The organism is Kitasatospora sp. LaBMicrA B282 (genome assembly GCF_050325825.1).
In the GTDB taxonomy this organism is placed as follows: Bacteria; Actinomycetota; Actinomycetes; order Streptomycetales; family Streptomycetaceae; genus Kitasatospora.
The window spans coordinates 1-17079 of record NZ_JBNQTI010000175.1; the positions used below are offsets into that span (position 1 = coordinate 1).

The 17079-nt window shown below is 72.8% G+C and carries 15 protein-coding genes and 1 pseudogene; all 16 read right to left on the minus strand.

Annotation, left to right across the window (positions count from 1 at the left end; all coding sequences use genetic code 11):
* Positions 1-692, minus strand: a pseudogene (locus ACQRUO_RS32695) (hypothetical protein); the annotation flags it as partial.
* A 505-nt stretch (positions 693-1197) separates the two neighbouring features.
* Entirely contained in the window at positions 1198-2418 is a 1221-nt protein-coding gene (gene cbiE / locus ACQRUO_RS32700; protein ID WP_428319755.1) for a precorrin-6y C5,15-methyltransferase (decarboxylating) subunit CbiE, read from the minus strand.
* Between the two features lie 221 nt (positions 2419-2639).
* Positions 2640-3266, minus strand: coding sequence for a GNAT family N-acetyltransferase (locus tag ACQRUO_RS32705; protein WP_428319756.1), 627 nt, complete (start codon positions 3264-3266; stop codon positions 2640-2642).
* Between the two features lie 122 nt (positions 3267-3388).
* Positions 3389-4219: a MetQ/NlpA family ABC transporter substrate-binding protein gene (locus tag ACQRUO_RS32710; protein WP_428319769.1), complete on the minus strand. Its 831-nt coding sequence runs from the start codon at positions 4217-4219 to the stop codon at positions 3389-3391.
* Positions 4220-4331: 112 nt separating this feature from the next.
* Positions 4332-4985: a methionine ABC transporter permease gene (locus ACQRUO_RS32715; protein WP_428319757.1), complete on the minus strand. Its 654-nt coding sequence runs from the start codon at positions 4983-4985 to the stop codon at positions 4332-4334.
* Positions 4982-6046, minus strand: coding sequence for a methionine ABC transporter ATP-binding protein (locus ACQRUO_RS32720; RefSeq protein WP_428319758.1), 1065 nt, complete (start codon positions 6044-6046; stop codon positions 4982-4984). The genes ACQRUO_RS32715 and ACQRUO_RS32720 overlap by 4 nt, the downstream gene beginning before the upstream one ends.
* Positions 6047-6500: 454 nt before the next feature.
* Complete coding sequence (locus ACQRUO_RS32725; protein WP_428319759.1) at positions 6501-7004, minus strand: GNAT family N-acetyltransferase; 504 nt, start codon at positions 7002-7004, stop codon at positions 6501-6503.
* Positions 7005-7246: 242 nt separating this feature from the next.
* The gene (gene argH / locus ACQRUO_RS32730) at positions 7247-8671 is read right to left on the minus strand and encodes an argininosuccinate lyase (protein ID WP_428319760.1); all 1425 of its coding nucleotides are present in this window, start codon (positions 8669-8671) and stop codon (positions 7247-7249) included.
* 94 nt (positions 8672-8765) lie between these two features.
* A complete protein-coding gene (locus ACQRUO_RS32735; protein ID WP_428319761.1) occupies positions 8766-9959 on the minus strand; it encodes an argininosuccinate synthase in 1194 nt (397 codons plus the stop codon).
* 177 nt (positions 9960-10136) lie between these two features.
* The gene (locus ACQRUO_RS32740; RefSeq protein WP_428319762.1) at positions 10137-11315 is read right to left on the minus strand and encodes a cytochrome P450; all 1179 of its coding nucleotides are present in this window, start codon (positions 11313-11315) and stop codon (positions 10137-10139) included.
* The gene (locus ACQRUO_RS32745; protein ID WP_428319763.1) at positions 11312-11530 is read right to left on the minus strand and encodes a ferredoxin; all 219 of its coding nucleotides are present in this window, start codon (positions 11528-11530) and stop codon (positions 11312-11314) included. Before ACQRUO_RS32745 ends, ACQRUO_RS32740 begins: the two co-directional genes overlap by 4 nt.
* A gap of 185 nt (positions 11531-11715) precedes the next feature.
* Positions 11716-12360: an arginine repressor gene (locus ACQRUO_RS32750; protein ID WP_428319764.1), complete on the minus strand. Its 645-nt coding sequence runs from the start codon at positions 12358-12360 to the stop codon at positions 11716-11718.
* Positions 12361-12378: 18 nt separating this feature from the next.
* A complete protein-coding gene (locus ACQRUO_RS32755; protein ID WP_428319765.1) occupies positions 12379-13635 on the minus strand; it encodes an acetylornithine transaminase in 1257 nt (418 codons plus the stop codon).
* Entirely contained in the window at positions 13632-14564 is a 933-nt protein-coding gene (gene argB / locus ACQRUO_RS32760) for an acetylglutamate kinase (RefSeq protein ID WP_428319766.1), read from the minus strand. Before argB ends, ACQRUO_RS32755 begins: the two co-directional genes overlap by 4 nt.
* Positions 14565-14581: 17 nt before the next feature.
* Complete coding sequence (gene argJ, locus ACQRUO_RS32765; protein ID WP_428319767.1) at positions 14582-15778, minus strand: bifunctional glutamate N-acetyltransferase/amino-acid acetyltransferase ArgJ; 1197 nt, start codon at positions 15776-15778, stop codon at positions 14582-14584.
* Entirely contained in the window at positions 15775-16803 is a 1029-nt protein-coding gene (argC, locus tag ACQRUO_RS32770; RefSeq protein WP_428319768.1) for an N-acetyl-gamma-glutamyl-phosphate reductase, read from the minus strand. Before argC ends, argJ begins: the two co-directional genes overlap by 4 nt.
* Between the last annotated feature and the right edge of the window lie 276 nt (positions 16804-17079).

The following is a 17079-nucleotide window of genomic DNA, read 5'->3' on the forward strand; positions in this document are numbered from 1 at the left end:
CCGGTCATCACCGAGGGGTCCGGGATCGGCGGCACGGCGTGCAGCGGGCGGCGCGCGGGGGCGGTGGGCTGCTGCGCTGCCGCGGGGTGCACGCCGGCCACCGGCGCCACCTGCCCGGGAGCGGCCGCGCCGGGCGGGTCGAGCGGCGGCCAGGAGGGCTCCACCGGGGTGCCGGCGGCGTCACCCGGCAGCGCACCGGGCTGCTCGGCGGTGGCGACGGGGGTGCCGATCGGGTGCACGGTCCCGTCCTGCTGCGCGACGGGGGCGGCCGCGGCCTGGGCGACCGCCTCAGGCCCGACCGGCACCAGCGGCACGACCTGGGCGACCTGCTGGACGGGGGCGGCCGGCTGCGGGAACGCCACCGAGCCGTCGGCCGCGGCGTAGACCGGCTGGGCCGGGTAGCCCGGTGCCTGCGGCGCGAGGGCCTCGCCGAGCGGGACCACCGGTGCGGCGGCGTCGCTCCAGGAACCCTGCGGCCCGGGCATCAGCAGCACGTCGTCCTCGTCGTCCAGCTGGTCCACCCGGTCCGGCTGGTCGATGAAGGTGTACCCGGGGCCCACCACGCCCGCCGGTACGGTCTGGCCGACGAGGTCGCCGCCCCACCCGCCACCTCCCGGCGCCGGTTCGGTCCCGGTCTCGGGGAGCAGGTGCTCCGGCAGTCCCTCGTTGGGGACGTGACCGCCGTCGGTCATGTCAACACTCCTTCCAGGCCGCTTCCGCGTCCTTGGCGACCCGGTCGCCGACCGAGGCGCACCGCCCGCTCCGGGTCCAAGCCGCGTGCCGGCCCACCCCACAGTCCAACCTGCCGGCCGTCGCGCGCTGCACGCGGCGGCCGTGGGCCGCCCGGTGGTCACGGTCCGGTGCCGTCCGGACCCCGATCGGGGCAGCCGGCTGCTGTGCACCGTCACCTGAACTAACGACAGCCCGGGGCAACCGGCACGACCGGCCCGGGCCCCCGGACATTCTCCCGGTCGGGCCTGCGTCAGTCGAATGCCCACACACCGATCTCCGTGTGGGTTGCACCACGTCGGCGCCCCGACCGCCAGGACAATCCGCACAAGATCCCTAACAGCGGTCGGATCGTCAGACTACCGGCCCTTACGGACAGACGATCCGCCGCTTGTCCGAATCATCCGGATTCATCGGAGTTTCGTCGGATCGTCAGGCCGGACTTGATCGGGAGTTCCCAGCCGGCACTCAGCCGCTGGACTCGGCCCAGAGCACCACGCTGCTCTCCCCCGCGCCGATGGTGAGCCCGCCGTCCGTGCCGAGCGGCGCGGACTGCAGCAGCGACCCGGCCACCTGGTAACCGGCGGCCGCGACCTTGTCCCGGATCGCCTCCGCCTCGCCGAGCGTGCCGGCCAGCGCCACCAGCCGGTTCGGACGGCGGGTCAGCACCGCGGCCACCACCTCGGCGCCGCCGCGCTCGACCACCACCGCGTCCGGCTCGGGCAGCCCGCCGAGCACCTCCGGCGCAGCGCCGGCCGCGGTCTCCACCTCCACCGCGTACCGGCGCGCGTTGACCGCGATCCGCGCGCAGGTGGCGGCGTCCGCCTCCACCGCGACCACCGCTGCGCCAAACCGCGCCGTCTCCACCGCGAGCGCGCCGCTGCCGGCGCCCACGCACCAGACCAGGTCGCCGGGCCCCGGGCCGAGCCGGGCCAGGATCACCGCGCGGGTCTGCGGCGAGAGGGTCTGCGCGCTCTCGCCGTCGTAGGCGTCACCGGGCAGCGCCCAGCCGCGCTCGGTGGCCGGGAAGCCGACCGGGCGACCGGCCAGCCAGCCGGAGGCGGCGTCCACCGCCTGGGTCTGCGCGTTGCCGCCGATCACCAGCACCACGTTGGGGTCGCGCCAGTCGTGGTCGGGCACCCGGTCCGAGGTCAGCACCGTGACGTCCTCGTCCTCGGTGCCGAGCGCCTCGCAGACCACGAAGGTGCGGTGCACCCCGCGCAGCATCAGGGCCAGCTCGCTGGGACCGGCGTCCGGGCTGGTCAGCACCGCGACCTTGGCGTGCGCCCGGCAGATGTTGGCCGCCTTGCGCAGCCGGCCGCCGTGGGTGCTCACCACCTGGGCGTCCTCCCAGGGCATGCCGGCCCGGGCGAAGGCGGCGGCGACCGAGGAGACGGCCGGCAGCACCTCCAGCTCCAGGCCGTACTCGGGCCGGCGCAGGGTCCGCACCACGCCGAAGAAGCCGGGGTCCCCCTCGGCGACCACCACCACCGCACCGCGGTGCTCGGCGATCCGGCGGGCCGCCACCTCGACGCTGCCGAGCACGATCCGCTCGGCGACGTCCGGTACCGGCAGTGCGTTGAGCTGGTAGGGCGCTCCCGCCACCAGGGTGGCCGCGGCGAGCGCGGCGGCGGCCGCCTCGGTCAGCGGCGTGCCGTCCCACCCGATGACCGTGATCCGGTCAGCCATCGCGGCTGCTCTCCTCGATTCCCGCGTCACGACTCGGCCGCGGCGCGCGGCAGTGCGCGACGGGCCCTGGGTTCGGCCGGAGCCGCGCGGTCGTCAGGTGGACCCACCCCGCCGCCGCGGCCATCCGTCCAGGAGAGGAGGTTACCTGGTGGGGTGCGGTCCACCCGTGCGCGGGCTCGTCCTGTGGCGCCGGACCGGACGCTTGCTAGTGCCGGAGACTGCTAGTGGTGGTGCAGCTCGGCGAACGGGAGGCGGTCCACCGGGACGGGTTCCAGGTCCTCGGGGAGCAGGCTCCAGACGATCAGGTCGCTGCGGCTCTCCTCGCCGGCCGAGCCGACCTCGCCGGTGCGCACTATCCAGGCGCTGCGCAGCACGCCCTCGCTGATGCAGCCGATCTTCTGGGCGACCTGCTGGGCGGCGGTGTTCCCGGCGGCGGTGCGCAGCTCCAGCCGGTGGAAGCCGCGGTCCTCGAAGAGCCACTGGGCCACCCCGAGCAGCGACTCCACCGCGTAGCCCTCGCCGCGGGCCCAGGGCGCGGTGACGTGGCCGGCCTCGGTGCTGAGCAGCCGCCAGTCGGTGTTGCGCAGTTCGACCAGGCCGACCAGGCGCTGGGTCAGGTGCTCGTTGACCGCGAAGGTGATGCCGCGGCCCTGGGCGCGGTGGGCGGGGGCCTGCTCGTGCACCCAGCGCAGGGCGTGTTCCCGGGTGAACGGCTGCGGCACGTCGGTCCAGCTGAGCACCAGGTCGTCGGCCATCATCGCGACCAGCTCGGGCGCGTCGCCCTCCTCCAGAGGGCGCAGCAGCAGCCGTTCGGTGCTGATCGCGGTCTCGGGGAAGCTCGCTGGCATTGGTCTCTCCTCGCGGGTCGTGGACCCACGGTACGCCCCGCGCACGCCCGGCGTCGTCGGGGGTCGACGGAGCGTCAGCTGAGCGCGCGTGCGCCGGGTCAGGGGTCCGGACGGTCGGCGGCTCAGAAGGCCGGGATGACCGAGCCCTGGAAGGTGGTGTCGATGTACTTCTTCACCTCGTCGGAGTGCAGCAGCTGGGCCAGCTTCTGCACGCGCGGGTCGTTCTCGTGGCCCTTCTTGACCGCGAGCACGTTGGCGTACGGGTTGCCGTCCGCCTTCTCCAGCAGGATCGCGTCGGTGGCGGGCTTGAGGCCGGCGCCGAGCGCGTTGTTGCCGTTGATCACCGCGGCGTCCACGTCGTCCAGCGCGCGCGGCAGCTGGGCGGCGTCCAGTTCCTTGAACTTGAGGTGCTTCGGGTTGCCGGTGACGTCGCGGACGGTGGCGGTGGTGCCGGCGCCGTCCTTGAGCGTGATCACCTGGTCGTCGGCCAGCAGCTTGAGCGCGCGGCCCTCGTTGGTGGCGTCGTTGGGCACCGCGACGGTGGCGCCGTCGGGCAGGTCGGCGACCTTCTTGACCTTCTTGGAGTAGACGCCCAGCGGCTCCAGGTGGACGGCCTCCACCGGGACGATGTCGGTGCCGTGGGTCTTGTTGAAGTCGGTCAGGTAGGGGACGTGCTGGAAGAAGTTGGCGTCGGCGGAGCCGTCCTGCACGGCGGGGTTCTGCAGCGTGTAGTCGGTGACCTCCTTGACCTCCAGCTTCAGTCCCACCTTGGCGGCCAGGTTGTCCTTGATGTAGTCGAGGATCTGGGCGTGCGGGGTGGGGCTGGCGACCACCACGAGCGGCTTGTCGGCGCTGTTCGAGGAGCCGCTCCCGGAGGAGGAGCAGGCCGCGACCGAGAGCGCGAGGCCGGCGGTGGCCAGCAGGGCGGTGGACTTCAGGGGGGTGGACTTCAGGAAGGTGCGCACGAAAAGTGCCTTTCTCCGTCGGGTGGGTGGGCCGCGCGCCCGAGGTCGGGCGGCGGAGGTCTGTGGGAGCGCTCCCCCGGGGGCGTCGGCGCCCCGGGTGTCAGTGCTTCAGGCGGCGGGTGAGCAGGTCGCCGAGCAGCTGGACCAGGGTGACCAGGAGCACCAGCTCGATCACGATGACGACCATGAAGCCGGTCTCGAAGCGCATGTAGCCGTAGGTGATGGCGAGGTTGCCGAGCCCGCCGCCGCCGACCGTGCCGGCCATCGCCGAGTAGCCGATCAGCGCGATCACCGTGGTGGTCAGCGCGGAGACCAGGGCCGGCAGGGCTTCGGGCAGCAGGGCCTTGCGGACCACGTTCCAGGTGCCGCCGCCCATCGCCTGCACCGCCTCCACCAGGCCGCCGTCGACGCCGCGCACCGCGCTCTCCACCAGCCGGGCGAAGAACGGGACGGCGCCGACGGCCAACGGCACGGTGGCCGCCTGCCAGCCGATCGAAGTGCCGACCACCCAGCGGGTGAAGGGGATCAGCGCGACCAGCAGGATCACGAAGGGCAGCGAGCGGCCGACGTTGACGACCGCCCCGACCACCTTGTTGACCAGGGCGTTCTGCAGCGGGCCGCCGCGGTCGGTGAGCACCAGCAGGACGCCGAGCGGCAGCCCGACCAGCAGCGTGACCAGGGTGGCGATGCCGACCATCTGGGCCGTCTCGATGGTCGCGTCGTGCAGCAGCGGCTGCATGTCGTCCCAGTTCATGCGACGGCTCCGTTCGCGAGGTCGGTGGTCGAGGGGCCGGCGGCCGAGAGGTCGGTGATCGGGTCCAGCACGTCGACCTGGAGGCCCTGTTCGCGCAGGTAGCCGATCGGCACCACGTTGTCCTGGTGCCGACCCGGCAGGGCGACGCGCATCCGGCCGACCTGGCGGCCGCCGATGGTCTCCACCGCGGCGCCCAGGATGTTGAGGTCGATCTGGTAGGTGCGGGCCAGCTGGGAGATGAACGGCCGGCCGGCGCTGTCGCCCTGGAAGGTGATCTCCAGGATCGTGCCGTCCGGGCGGGCCGGCGCCTCGCCGAGCGGGAAGAGCTCGCGGGCCAGTTCGGAGCCCTCGGTGGCGAGCAGGTCGGCGACCGTGCCGGACTCGACGATCCGGCCGTCGCGCATCAGCGCGGCCGAGTCGCAGACCGACTTGATCACCTCCATCTCGTGGGTGATCAGCAGCACGGTCAGGCCCAGCTGCCGGTTGAGGTCGCGCAGCAGCGCCAGGATCGAGCGGGTGGTCTCCGGGTCGAGGGCCGAGGTGGCCTCGTCGGAGAGCAGCACCTTGGGGTCGCCGGCCAGGGCGCGGGCGATCCCGACCCGTTGCTTCTGACCGCCCGACAGCTTGCTGGGGTAGGCGCCGGCCCGGTCGCCGAGCCCGACCAGCTCCAGCAGCTCGCCGGCCTTGCGGCGGCGCTCGGTGCGGCCCAGTCCGGCCAGCTCCAGCGGCAGTTCGACGTTCTCCCGGACGGTGCGCGAGGAGAGCAGGTTGAAGTGCTGGAAGACCATGCCGATGGAGCGGCGGGCGGCGCGCAGTTCGCGGCCCCCGCGGTGCTCGCCGCCGCGCAGCGAGGTGAGTTCGACCCCGTCCACCGTGACGGTGCCGGAGGTGGGGCGCTCCAGCAGGTTGACGCAGCGGATCAGGGTGCTCTTGCCGGCGCCGGAGGTGCCGACGACGCCGTACACCTCGCCTTCGCGGACGTGCAGGTCGACGCCGCGCAGGGCGCTGACCTCTCGGCCTCGTGCGGAGTAGACCTTGGTGAGGTCCTTGGTGGTGATCACAGCCGCTTCCGTGGGTCGGGATTGGGTGGAGGGCGCACCCGGTCCGGTCCGGGCGTGCGCGGACGGGCGCCGTGCCGGGGCGGGGGGTGGCGGGGGTGGGCCGGACTCGACCGGGGTGCCGGGCTTCCCGGGCTGCCGGGGAACGGTCAGCGGGAGGCGGCGGATCGAGTGGCCGGGCGGGCAGCGGCCCGCAGGGCGAGGAGCCCGATCAGCAGTGACACATTCGACAACACATGCCACGCACACCTGCCGGCATGGTGCCGGTGGCGGTGGTCTTCGTCGTCGCAGTCATGAAAGTAAGTAAAGCAGATCCCAAGGCCGGGTCCCAGGAATCAGGATGTGACGTCCGCAATGCGGACACGACCCAGGCGCGGCAAGGGAAAACGCCGCACGGCCCCACCGGGATCGGTGGGGCCGTGCGGCGTCGAGTGGTTCAGACCACTGAGCGATTCGGTCAGACGGCGGTGGCCAGCGGGACCTCGACCGGCTTCTCCAGGGTCACGAAGCTCAGGTCCCGGGAGACCGCCTTGACCTCGGTCTGCCGGTAGCCCTGACGCGCATAGAGCCGCAGGTTGCCCAGGCTGCGGTGGCCGGTGAAGAGGCGGAAGGCGTGCACCGGTCGCACGTCCTCGCGCAGCCGGTCCTCGACGGCGCTCAGCAGCCGCCCGCCGAGCCCGTGGCGCTGCATCCGGGGGTGCACCACCAGTCGGTTTATCCGGCCCACGCCGTCCTCGTCGACCCAGCCGCGCACCGCGCCGACCACCTCGTCGCCGAGCCGCGCCACCAGCACGTGGCGACCGGCCAGCTCCGCGCGCAGCTCCTCCAGGGTCTGGGTCAGCGGGTCGATGGACCAGTCGCCGTAGAGCTCCGCCTCGCTCTGGTAGCCGAGGTACTGGAGCTTGAGGATCTGCTCGGTGTCGTCCTCGGTCGCCACCGAGATGATCACGCTCATGCCCATGTGCGGGGGCCTCCCATCGTCATGTCCCGGGGCGCAGGGTGAGGGTTCGCACCGGGTGGCCTGCCGGAGGTCTGCCCGGTCAGGGGTGCCCGGACCGGGGGTAGCGCTAGACCGTATCAGCCGAATTCCGCCGACACGTTCGCCAGCGCTCTACCCAGCCTTCAGCTGCGCTCAACCCTCCGGACCGTCGTGGGTGGCGGAAATCACGGCCCGGGCCGCCGCCCGGACCGTGCGCACCGGGCTCAGCGACCGGCCCACTCCTGCTGCACCGCGAGGTCCGCCTTGACCTCGGCCAACTGCACCGCGACCGCGCTCGGCGCGGTGCCGCCGCGGCCGTCCCGGGCCGCGATCGCGCCGTGGACGCTGAGCACCTCGCGCACCTCCGGCGTCAGGTGCGGGGAGATCTCGGCGAACTGCTGGTCCGTCAGGTCCCACAGCTCGATGCCGCGGCCCTCGCAGACCTTCACGCAGGCACCGGCCACCTCGTGCGCCACCCGGAACGGCACGCCGCGCTTGACCAGCCACTCGGCGATGTCGGTGGCCAGCGAGAAGCCGGCCGGGGCCAGCTCCTCCAGCCGCTCGCGGTGCACGGTGAGGGTGGCCATCATCCCGGTGAAGGCCGGCAGCAGGACCTCCAGCGTGTCGCAGGAGTCGAAGACCGGCTCCTTGTCCTCCTGCAGGTCGCGGTTGTAGGCCAGCGGCAGCGCCTTCAGGGTGGCCAGCAGGCCGGTCAGGTTGCCGATCAGCCGCCCGGACTTGCCGCGGGCCAGCTCGGCGATGTCCGGGTTCTTCTTCTGCGGCATGATCGAGGAGCCGGTGGAGAAGGCGTCGTGCAGCGTGATGAAGCCGAACTCCTTGGTGTTCCAGATGATCACCTCCTCCGCGATCCGGGAGAGGTTGATCCCGATCATCGCGGTGACGAAGGCGAACTCGGCGACGAAGTCGCGCGCCGCGGTGCCGTCGATCGAGTTGCCCACCGAGCCGCGCTCGAAGCCCAGGTCGGCGGCGACCGCCTGCGGGTCCAGGCCGAGCGAGGAGCCGGCCAGCGCGCCGGAGCCGTAGGGCGAGACGGCGGTCCGCTCGTCCCACTGGCGCAGCCGCTCGGCGTCCCGGCCCAGCGCCTGCACGTGGGCCAGCACGTGGTGGGCGAAGAGCACCGGCTGGGCGTGCTGCAGGTGGGTGCGGCCGGGCATCGCGGTGTCGGGGTGCGCCTCGGCGAGGCCGACCAGCGCCTCCTGGAGGTCCAGCACCAGGGCGCCGATGATCCGCGCGTGGTCCCGCAGGTACATCCGGAACAGGGTGGCGATCTGGTCGTTGCGGGACCGCCCGGCCCGCAGCTTGCCGCCCAGTTCGGCACCGAGCCGCTCCAGCAGGCCGCGCTCCAGCGCGGTGTGCACGTCCTCGTCGGCGATCGTGCCGGTGAAGGCGCCGGACTCCACGTCGGCCAGCAGCTGCGCCAGGCCGGCCAGCATGGCGGCGAGTTCGTCCTCGGTCAGCAGGCCGGCGGCGTGCAGGACCCGGGCGTGCGCCTTGGAGCCGGCGATGTCGTAGGGGGCGAGCCGCCAGTCGAAGTGGACCGAGGCGGAGAGCTTGGCCAGCGCCTCGGAGGGGCCGTCGGCGAAGCGCGCGCCCCAGAGGCGGACGTCTGCGGGCTGTTCGGACGGCATCGCGTGGCTCCTTGCTCGGGGTTTGGGGAGGGGCTCAGGGGGTGCGAGCCCCGGCCGGGAGGGGGGATCGGCCGGGGCTCGCGGGGCGGTTGGCTCAGGCCAGGTCGCGCCGGGCGGCGATCTTCGAGGACATCCCGAAGATCTCGATGAAGCCCTTGGACATCGACTGGTCGAAGGTGTCACCGGTGTCGTAGGTGGCCAGGTTGAAGTCGTACAGCGACTGGTCCGACTTGCGGCCGTTGACCACGGCCCGCCCACCGTGCAGCACCATCCGGATCTCGCCGGAGACCGACTGGTTGGCCTCGTTGACGAAGCCGTCCAGCGCGCGCTTGAGCGGCGAGAACCAGAGGCCGTCGTAGACCAGCTCGGCCCAGCGCTGCTCGACCTGCCGCTTGTAGCGGGCCAGTTCGCGCTCGACGGTGACGTTCTCCAGCGCCTGGTGCGCGGTGATCAGGGCGATCGCGCCGGGGGCCTCGTAGATCTCCCGGGACTTGATGCCGACCAGCCGGTCCTCCACCATGTCCAGGCGGCCGATGCCCTGGGCGCCGGCCCGCTGGTTCAGCTCCTCGATCGCCTGCAGCACGGTGACCTTGCGGCCGTCGATCGCGACCGGGACACCGGCCTCGAAGGTGATGACCACCTCGTCGGCCTCCCGCGGGGTGGCGGGGTTCTGGGTGTACTCGTAGACGTCCTCGATGGGAGCGTTCCAGATGTCCTCCAGGAAGCCGGTCTCGACGGCCCGCCCGAAGACGTTCTGGTCGATCGAGTACGGCGACTTCTTGGTGGTGGCGATCGGCAGGCCCTTGGCCTCGGCGAAGGCGATCGCCTTGTCCCGGGTCATCGCGTAGTCGCGCACCGGGGCGATGCACTTCAGGCCCGGGGCCAGCGAGTTGATCCCGACCTCGAAGCGGACCTGGTCGTTGCCCTTGCCGGTGCAGCCGTGCGCGACCGTGGTGGCGCCGTGCTTCTGGGCCGCGGCCACCAGGTGCTTGACGATCACCGGGCGGGAGAGCGCGGAGACCAGCGGGTACTGACCCTGGTAGAGCGCGTTGGCCTTCAGGGCGGGCAGGCAGTACTCGTCGGCGAACTCCTGGCGGGCGTCGGCGACCTCGGCCTCGACCGCGCCGCAGTCCAGGGCGCGCTGGCGGATCACGTTCAGGTCCTCGCCGCCCTGGCCGACGTCGACCGCGACGGCGATGACCTCGGCCCCGGTCTCCTCGGCGATCCAGCCGATGCAGACGGACGTGTCCAGACCGCCCGAGTAGGCGAGTACGACGCGCTCGGTCACGGCTTTCTCCTTCTCGTTCATGCGGTGATAGGCATAAGTATGCACGAGTCCGCATGAAACTCAAGTCCGGACATCGCACGGCCCGTGAAACGGCCCCGGAAGAGGCCCGGAACAGCGGCGGACCCCGGCCGCGCGGGCCGGGGTCCGTGGTGCTGACGAGCGTTTCGACGCCGTGGCCTACCAGGCCACCGGCAGCGACTTCAGCCCGTAGATCAGCGTCTCGCTGCGGAAGGCGACCTCCTCGAACGGCACCGCCAGCCGCAGCTGCGGCACCCGGCGCAGCAGCGTGGCGAGCGCGATCTGCAGCTCCACCCGGGCCAGCGGCTGCCCCAGGCACTGGTGCACCCCGAAGCCGAAGGCCAGGTGGCGGCGGGCATCCCGGGTGACGTCGAGCTGCTCGCCGCCGGGGAAGAGTTCCGGGTCACGGTTGGCGGTGCCGAGCACCAGCAGCACCGCCTCGCCCTCGCGCACCGTCACGCCGCTCGCCAGCTCGACGTCCGCCAGCGCCACCCGGGGCAGGCCGGAGTCGATGATGGTGAGGTAGCGCAGCAGTTCCTCCACCGCGCCGCTGATCAGCTCCGGCCGCTCCCGCAGCAGCGCCGCCTGCCCGGGGTGGCGCAGCAGGGCGAGGGTGCCGAGCGCGGTCATGTTGGCGGTGGTCTCGTGGCCGGCGATCAGCAGCAGCAGGCCGTTGTTGGCGATCTCGGCGGCGGTCAGGTCCTCCCGGGCGGCGAGCCGGGCGAGGATGCCCGGGTCGTCGGGCCGGCGGCGGCCGACCAGCTCGGTCAGGTAGTCGATGAGCAGGTCGAAGGCCTCGCGCACGGCCGCCACCGGCGCGTTGCGGTCCAGCAGCCGGGTGCTCTGCCGCTGGAAGAACTCGTGGTCCTCGTAGGGCACCCCGAGCAGGTCGCAGATCACCAGCGACGGGACGGGCAGGGCGAACTCGGCCACCAGGTCGCCCGGGGCGCCGTGCGCGAGCATCGCGTCCAGCGTCCGGTCGACCACCTGCTGGATGCCGGGGCGCATCGCCTCGACCCGCTTGATCAGGAAGTCGGTGGTGAGGATCCGGCGCAGCCGGGCGTGCTCGGGGTCGTCCAGCCGCAGGAAGCTCGGCTGCTCGCGCCGGAGCGCCGCCTGACCGGGTTGCAGGAAGGGGAAGTTGGGATGGCGGGTGTCGGCGCTGAACCGGCGGTCGGCGAGCACCGCGCGGACGTCCTGGTAGTCCGTCAGCATCCAGCTGGGCTTGCCGTCCCAGAGCGTGACCCGGGTGGCGGGGCGGCGGTGGGCGGGCGGCGGGTCGAAGGGGCAGCCGGCGGCGCGGCGGCCGGGGAAGTCGACCTCCTCGAGGACGCTCATGCCCGGCTCCCCTCGACCGGGGCGGCGTGGACGGTGATCGCGCCGCCCGGGCAGAGGGCGGCGGCGGTCTGCAGGCCGGGCAGCAGCGCCGGGTCGGGGCGGTCCTGGAGCAGCAGCACCAGGCCGTCCTCCTCGCTCTGGTCGAAGACGGCGGGCAGGGTCAGGACGCACTGACCGGAACTGCAGCACCGGTCCTGATCGACAGTCACGTGCATGGCGGTACCTCGTTGAACGCGAAGGGACGTGCGACGGCTCACGCGGGCCGGTTGCCTGGGGCAACCAACGTTCCGTGCACCCAACCTAACTCGCTGTTGCGATGTACACGCCGACAAGGGGCGGGTCGGCCGAGATTGGCCGGAACCCGCCCCTCAGGTGCTACGGGCGCTCGCCCGTGGGCTGCTCACCCCTTGGTCGGCTCGCTCCTCGTGGGCTCGCTCCTGGTCGGCTCGCTCTTCGTCGGCTCGCTCTTCGTCTGGGCGAGCTGCAGCAGGTGGTCCGCCAGCGCCTGGCCGCCCGCCGGGTCACGGCTGATCAGCAGCACCGTGTCGTCACCCGCGATGGTGCCGATGATCTCGTGCACCTCGGCCGTGTCGATCGCCGAGGCGAGGAACTGCGCCGCCCCCGGCGGGGTGCGCAGCACCACCAGGTTCCCGGAGGCGGTCGCCGAGACCATCAGCTCGCCGGCCAGCCGGGCCATCCGCCCCTCGCTGGCGGACTCCCCCATCGGCGCCCGCGGGGTGCGGTCGCCGCCCTCCGCCGGGACGGCGTAGATCAGGGCGCCGTCCCGGTTGCGGATCTTGACCGCGCCCAGCTCGTCCAGGTCCCGGGAGAGGGTGGCCTGGGTGACCACCAGCCCGTCGTCGGCCAGCAGCTTGGCCAGCTGGCTCTGCGAGCGCACGGGCTGACGGGTCAGCAGGTCCACGATCCGCCGGTGCCGGGCCGTGCGGGTCTGCGGCACCTGCGGCGTCGGGCCGGCGGGGGGCTGCCCCTCCGCGGATCGGGCAGCGGGCTGGGCAGAGGGCTGGTCGGCGGGGGGCTGGGTCATGATGATGATTCTCCCGGACTACCCGCGCGGCTGCGCGGCCGGGTCGTCCTGCCGGGCTGCGGGGGTGCCCGCCGACTCGGCGCGCACCGCCGCCAGGATCCCGGGCAGCGCGGCGACGAAGGCGTCCGCCTGGTCCTCGGTGAGGATCAGCGGCGGCACCAGCCGGACCGCGTCCGCCGCCACGGCGTTCACCAGGAAGCCGGCCCGCTGCGCGGCGGCCTGCACCAGGGCCGCGACCGGCTCGGTGAGCACGATGCCGAGCAGCAGCCCGGCGCCGCGCACGTGCGAGACCAGCGGGTCGCCCAGCGCCTCGATCCCGCTGCGCAACCGCTCCCCGGTGGCCCGCACCCGGGCCAGCAGGCCCTCGGACTCGATGGTGTCGAGCACCGCGAGCGCAGCGGCCGCGACCACCGGGTTGCCGCCGAAGGTGGTGCCGTGGTGGCCCGGCTGCAGCAGTTCGCCGGCCGCGCCGTAGGCGATCACGGCGCCGATCGGCAGCCCGCCGCCCAGGCCCTTGGCCAGCGTGACCAGGTCGGGCTCGATGCCCGGCTCGGCCTGGTGGGCGAACCAGTGGCCGGTGCGGCCGATGCCGGTCTGCACCTCGTCCAGGACCAGCAGGGTGCCGGTGGCCCGGGTGATCTCGCGGGCCGCCCTCAGGTAGCCGGGCGGCAGCGGGATCGCGCCGTTCTCGCCCTGGATCGGCTCCAGCACCACGGCCGCGGTCTGCTCGGTCACGGCCGCCCGCAGCGCCTCGACGTCGCCGAACGGCACGAACGTGACGTCCCCGGGCAGCGGCCGGAACGGGTCCTGCTTGGCGGGCTGCCCGGTGAGCGCGAGCGCGCCCATGGTGCGGCCGTGGAAGCCGCCCTCCAGCGCCACCAGGTGGGTCCGGCCGGTCAGCCGGCTGATCTTGAAGGCGGCCTCGTTGGCCTCGGCGCCCGAGTTGCAGAAGAAGACCCGGCCCGGGCGCTCGTCCAGCTCCAGCAGCCGCTCGGCCAGCGCGATGGTCGGCTCGGCGGTGAACAGGTTGGAGACGTGGCCCAGCCGGCCGATCTGCTCGGTCACCGCCGCGACCACGGCCGGGTGCGCGGTCCCGAGGGCGTTGACCGCGATGCCGCCGACCAGGTCGAGGTACTCGTTGCCGTCCGCGTCCCAGAGCAGCGCACCGGCGCCGCGGACCAGCGGCAGCCGCGGGGTGCCGTAGTTGTCGGTGAAGGCGTGCCGGTAGCGCTTGGTCAGCTGGTCGTTGCCGGCGGTCGTCGGCTGGTCGCTCATGCCAGTCCCCCCAGGACGGTGCTCTCGTCGTCCGGCACCACCATGGTGCCGATCCCTTCGTCGGTGAAGATCTCCAACAGCAGGCTGTGCTGGACCCGGCCGTCCAGCACCCGGGCGGTGCCGACGCCGGAGCGGACCGCGCGCAGGCAGCCCTCCATCTTGGGCAGCATGCCGCTGGCCAGGGTGGGCAGTATGGCCTCCAGCTCGGTGGCGGACAGCTGGCTGATCACGTCGTCCGAGCTCGGCCAGTCCGCGTAGAGGCCCTCCACGTCGGTGAGCACCACCAGCATCTCCGCGCCGAGCGCGACCGCGAGGGCGGCGGCGGCGGTGTCCGCGTTGATGTTGTAGACGTGGCCGTCGGCGCCGCGGGCGATCGAGGAGATCACCGGGATCCGGCCGTCGGCGATCAACGCCTTGACCGCGCCCGCCTCGATGTTGACGATGTCGCCGACCAGGCCGATGTCCACCTGCTCGCCGTCCACCACCGCGTAGCGCTTCACCGCGGTCATGGTGTGCGCGTCCTCGCCGGTCATCCCGACCGCGAACGGCCCGTGCTCGTTGAGCAGCCCGACCAGCTCGCGCTGGACCTGGCCGGCCAGCACCATCCGGACCACGTCCATGGTCTCCGGGGTGGTCACCCGCAGGCCGTTGGTGAACGAGGACTCCAGGCCGAGCTTGTCCAGCTGGGCGCTGATCTGCGGGCCGCCGCCGTGCACCACCACCGGGTGCAGGCCGGCGTAGCGCAGGAAGACCACGTCCTGGGCGAAGGCCGCCTTGAGCGACTCGTCGACCATGGCGTTGCCGCCGAACTTGATCACCACGGTCTTGCCGTGGAAGCGCTCCAGCCAGGGCAGCGCCTCGATCAGCGTCAGCGCCTTGGGCAACGCGGTGTTGTTGCGGGCCTGTTCGCCCTTGGGTGCGATCTGCACGGGGTCCGTCCTTGGACTCAGGTGGAGTAGGCGCTGTTCTCGTGCACGTAGTCGGCGGTCAGGTCGTTGGTCCAGACCGTGGCGGCGGCGGCACCCGCGTTCAGGTTCGCGGTGATCACCACCTGGCGGTCCGTCATGTCGACCAGGGTGCGGTCCTCGCCGGTGGCGCCGGCCCGGCAGACCCAGACGTCGTTGATCGCCACGTCCAGCCGGTCCGGGTCGAAGGCCGCGTCGGTGGTGCCGATCGCCGCCAGCACCCGGCCCCAGTTCGGGTCCTCGCCGTGGATGGCGCACTTCAGCAGGTTGTTGCGGGCGATGGTGCGGGCGACCGTGACCGCCTCGTCCTCGGTGGCCGCACCGGTGACGTCGATCCGGATGTCCTTGCTCGCCCCCTCGGCGTCGCCGATCAGCTGCCGGGCCAGGTCGGCGCAGACCTGCTCGACCGCGGCGGCGAACTCGGCGGCCGCCGGGGTGACGCCCGAGGCCCCGGAGGCGAGCAGCAGCACGGTGTCGTTGGTCGACATGCAGCCGTCGGAGTCCACCCGGTCGAAGGTGGTGCGGGTGGCCTCGCGCAGCGCGGCGTCCAGCTCCACCGCCCCCACGGCGGCGTCGGTGGTGACCACCACCAGCATGGTGGCCAGGCCCGGGGCGAGCATCCCCGCCCCCTTGGCCATGCCGCCCACCGTCCAACCGGCGGGGGCGGTGACCTGGGCGGTCTTGTGCACGGTGTCGGTGGTCTTGATCGCGATCGCGGCGGCCTGGCCGCCCAGCGCGGTCAGCTCCTTCGCCGCCAGGCCGACGCCCGGCAGCAACAGGTCCATCGGCAGCCGCTCGCCGATCAGGCCGGTCGAGCAGACCGCCACCTCCCCCGCGCTGACGCCCAGTTCGGCGGCCACCCGCTCGGCGGTGGCGTGCGTGTCCTGGAACCCGGCCGGGCCGGTGCAGGCGTTGGCGCCACCGGAGTTGAGGATCACGGCGGCCACCTGGCCGCCCTTCAGCACCTGCTGGGACCAGAGCACCGGAGCCGCCTTCACCCGGTTCGAGGTGAAGACGCCGGCCGCGGCGAGCGAGGGCCCGTCGTTGACCACCAGCGCGAGGTCCGGGGTGCCGGAGGCCTTGATCCCGGCCGTGACGCCGGCGGCTCGGAAGCCCTGCGCGGCGGTGACCCCGACGTTCTGACTGCTGCTCTGACTGGTGCTCAAGCTGCTGCTCAAGGCGCGACTCCGTTCAGCGGAAGACCCAGCTCCTCGGGCAGACCGAGGGCGATGTTCATGCTCTGCACCGCGCCACCCGCGGTGCCCTTCACCAGGTTGTCGATCGCACTGATCGCGATGATCCGCCCGGCCTGCTCGTCCAGCACCACCTGGACCAGCGCCGTGTTGGCGCCGTGCACCGACTTGGTCTGCGGCCAGTGCAGTTCGGGCAGCAGCCGGACGAACGGCTCGTCGGCGTAGGCCTGCTGGTAGACAGCCCGGACGTCGCCCGCGGTGACGCCCGGCTTGGCCTTGGCGCTGCAGGTGGCCAGGATCCCGCGGGACATCGGCACCAGGGTCGGGGTGAAGGAGACACCGACCGGCTCGCCGGCCACCTGGCTGAGATTCTGCACCATCTCCGGCGTGTGCCGGTGCACCCCGCCCACCCCGTACGGCGTGACCGAGCCCATCACCTCGCTGCCCAGCAGGTTCACCTTGGGCGCCTTGCCGGCCCCCGAGGTCCCGCTGACCGCGACCACCACGGCCTCCGGCTCGGCCAGCTGCGCCGTGTAGGCCGGGAAGAGCGCGAGCGAGACGGCGGTCGGGTAGCAGCCCGGCACCGCGATCCGCTTGGTGCCCTTGAGCGCCGCCCGGTGGCCGGGCAGCTCGGGCAGGCCGTACGGCCAGGTCCCGGCGTGCGCGGAGCCGTAGAACTGCTCCCAGTCGGCGGCCTGCTTCAGCCGGAAGTCCGCGCCGCAGTCGATCACCAGCACGTCCTCGCCGAGCGCCGCGGCCACCGCCGCCGACTGCCCGTGCGGCAGACCCAGGAAGACCACGTCGTGCCCGGCCAGCACCTCGGGGGTGGTCGGCTCCAGCACCCGGTCGGCCAGCTGCACCAGGTGCGGCTGCAACTCCACGAACGCGGCCCCGGCGTTCGACCCGCCGGTCAGCGCGCCGATCTCCACCTCCGGGTGGGCGAGCAGCAGACGCAGCACCTCGCCACCCGCATACCCGCTGGCTCCGGCAACGGCGACTCGCACGGTCATGACTGCTCCTCCCTAAGGCTTGGCATGAATATACGCAGCTCGGAACATTCATGCAAGGAGGAAGGGGTGACTTCGCGGAGCGCGATGTCACTGAGCGCTTCAGTTGGCGAGTGAGCGCGAGAGTTGGCGAGCTGAGCACGATGGCCCAGGCGGTGAGCCGAGACACGATGGTTGGAACCTGGCCACGACGGTGGGAACCGGTGGTTGTGTGCCGCTCGGTAGGGGTGAATTCGTTTGAGCCGGAGTGGCCCTGGACAGTCGGGCTGGAACGAGTCA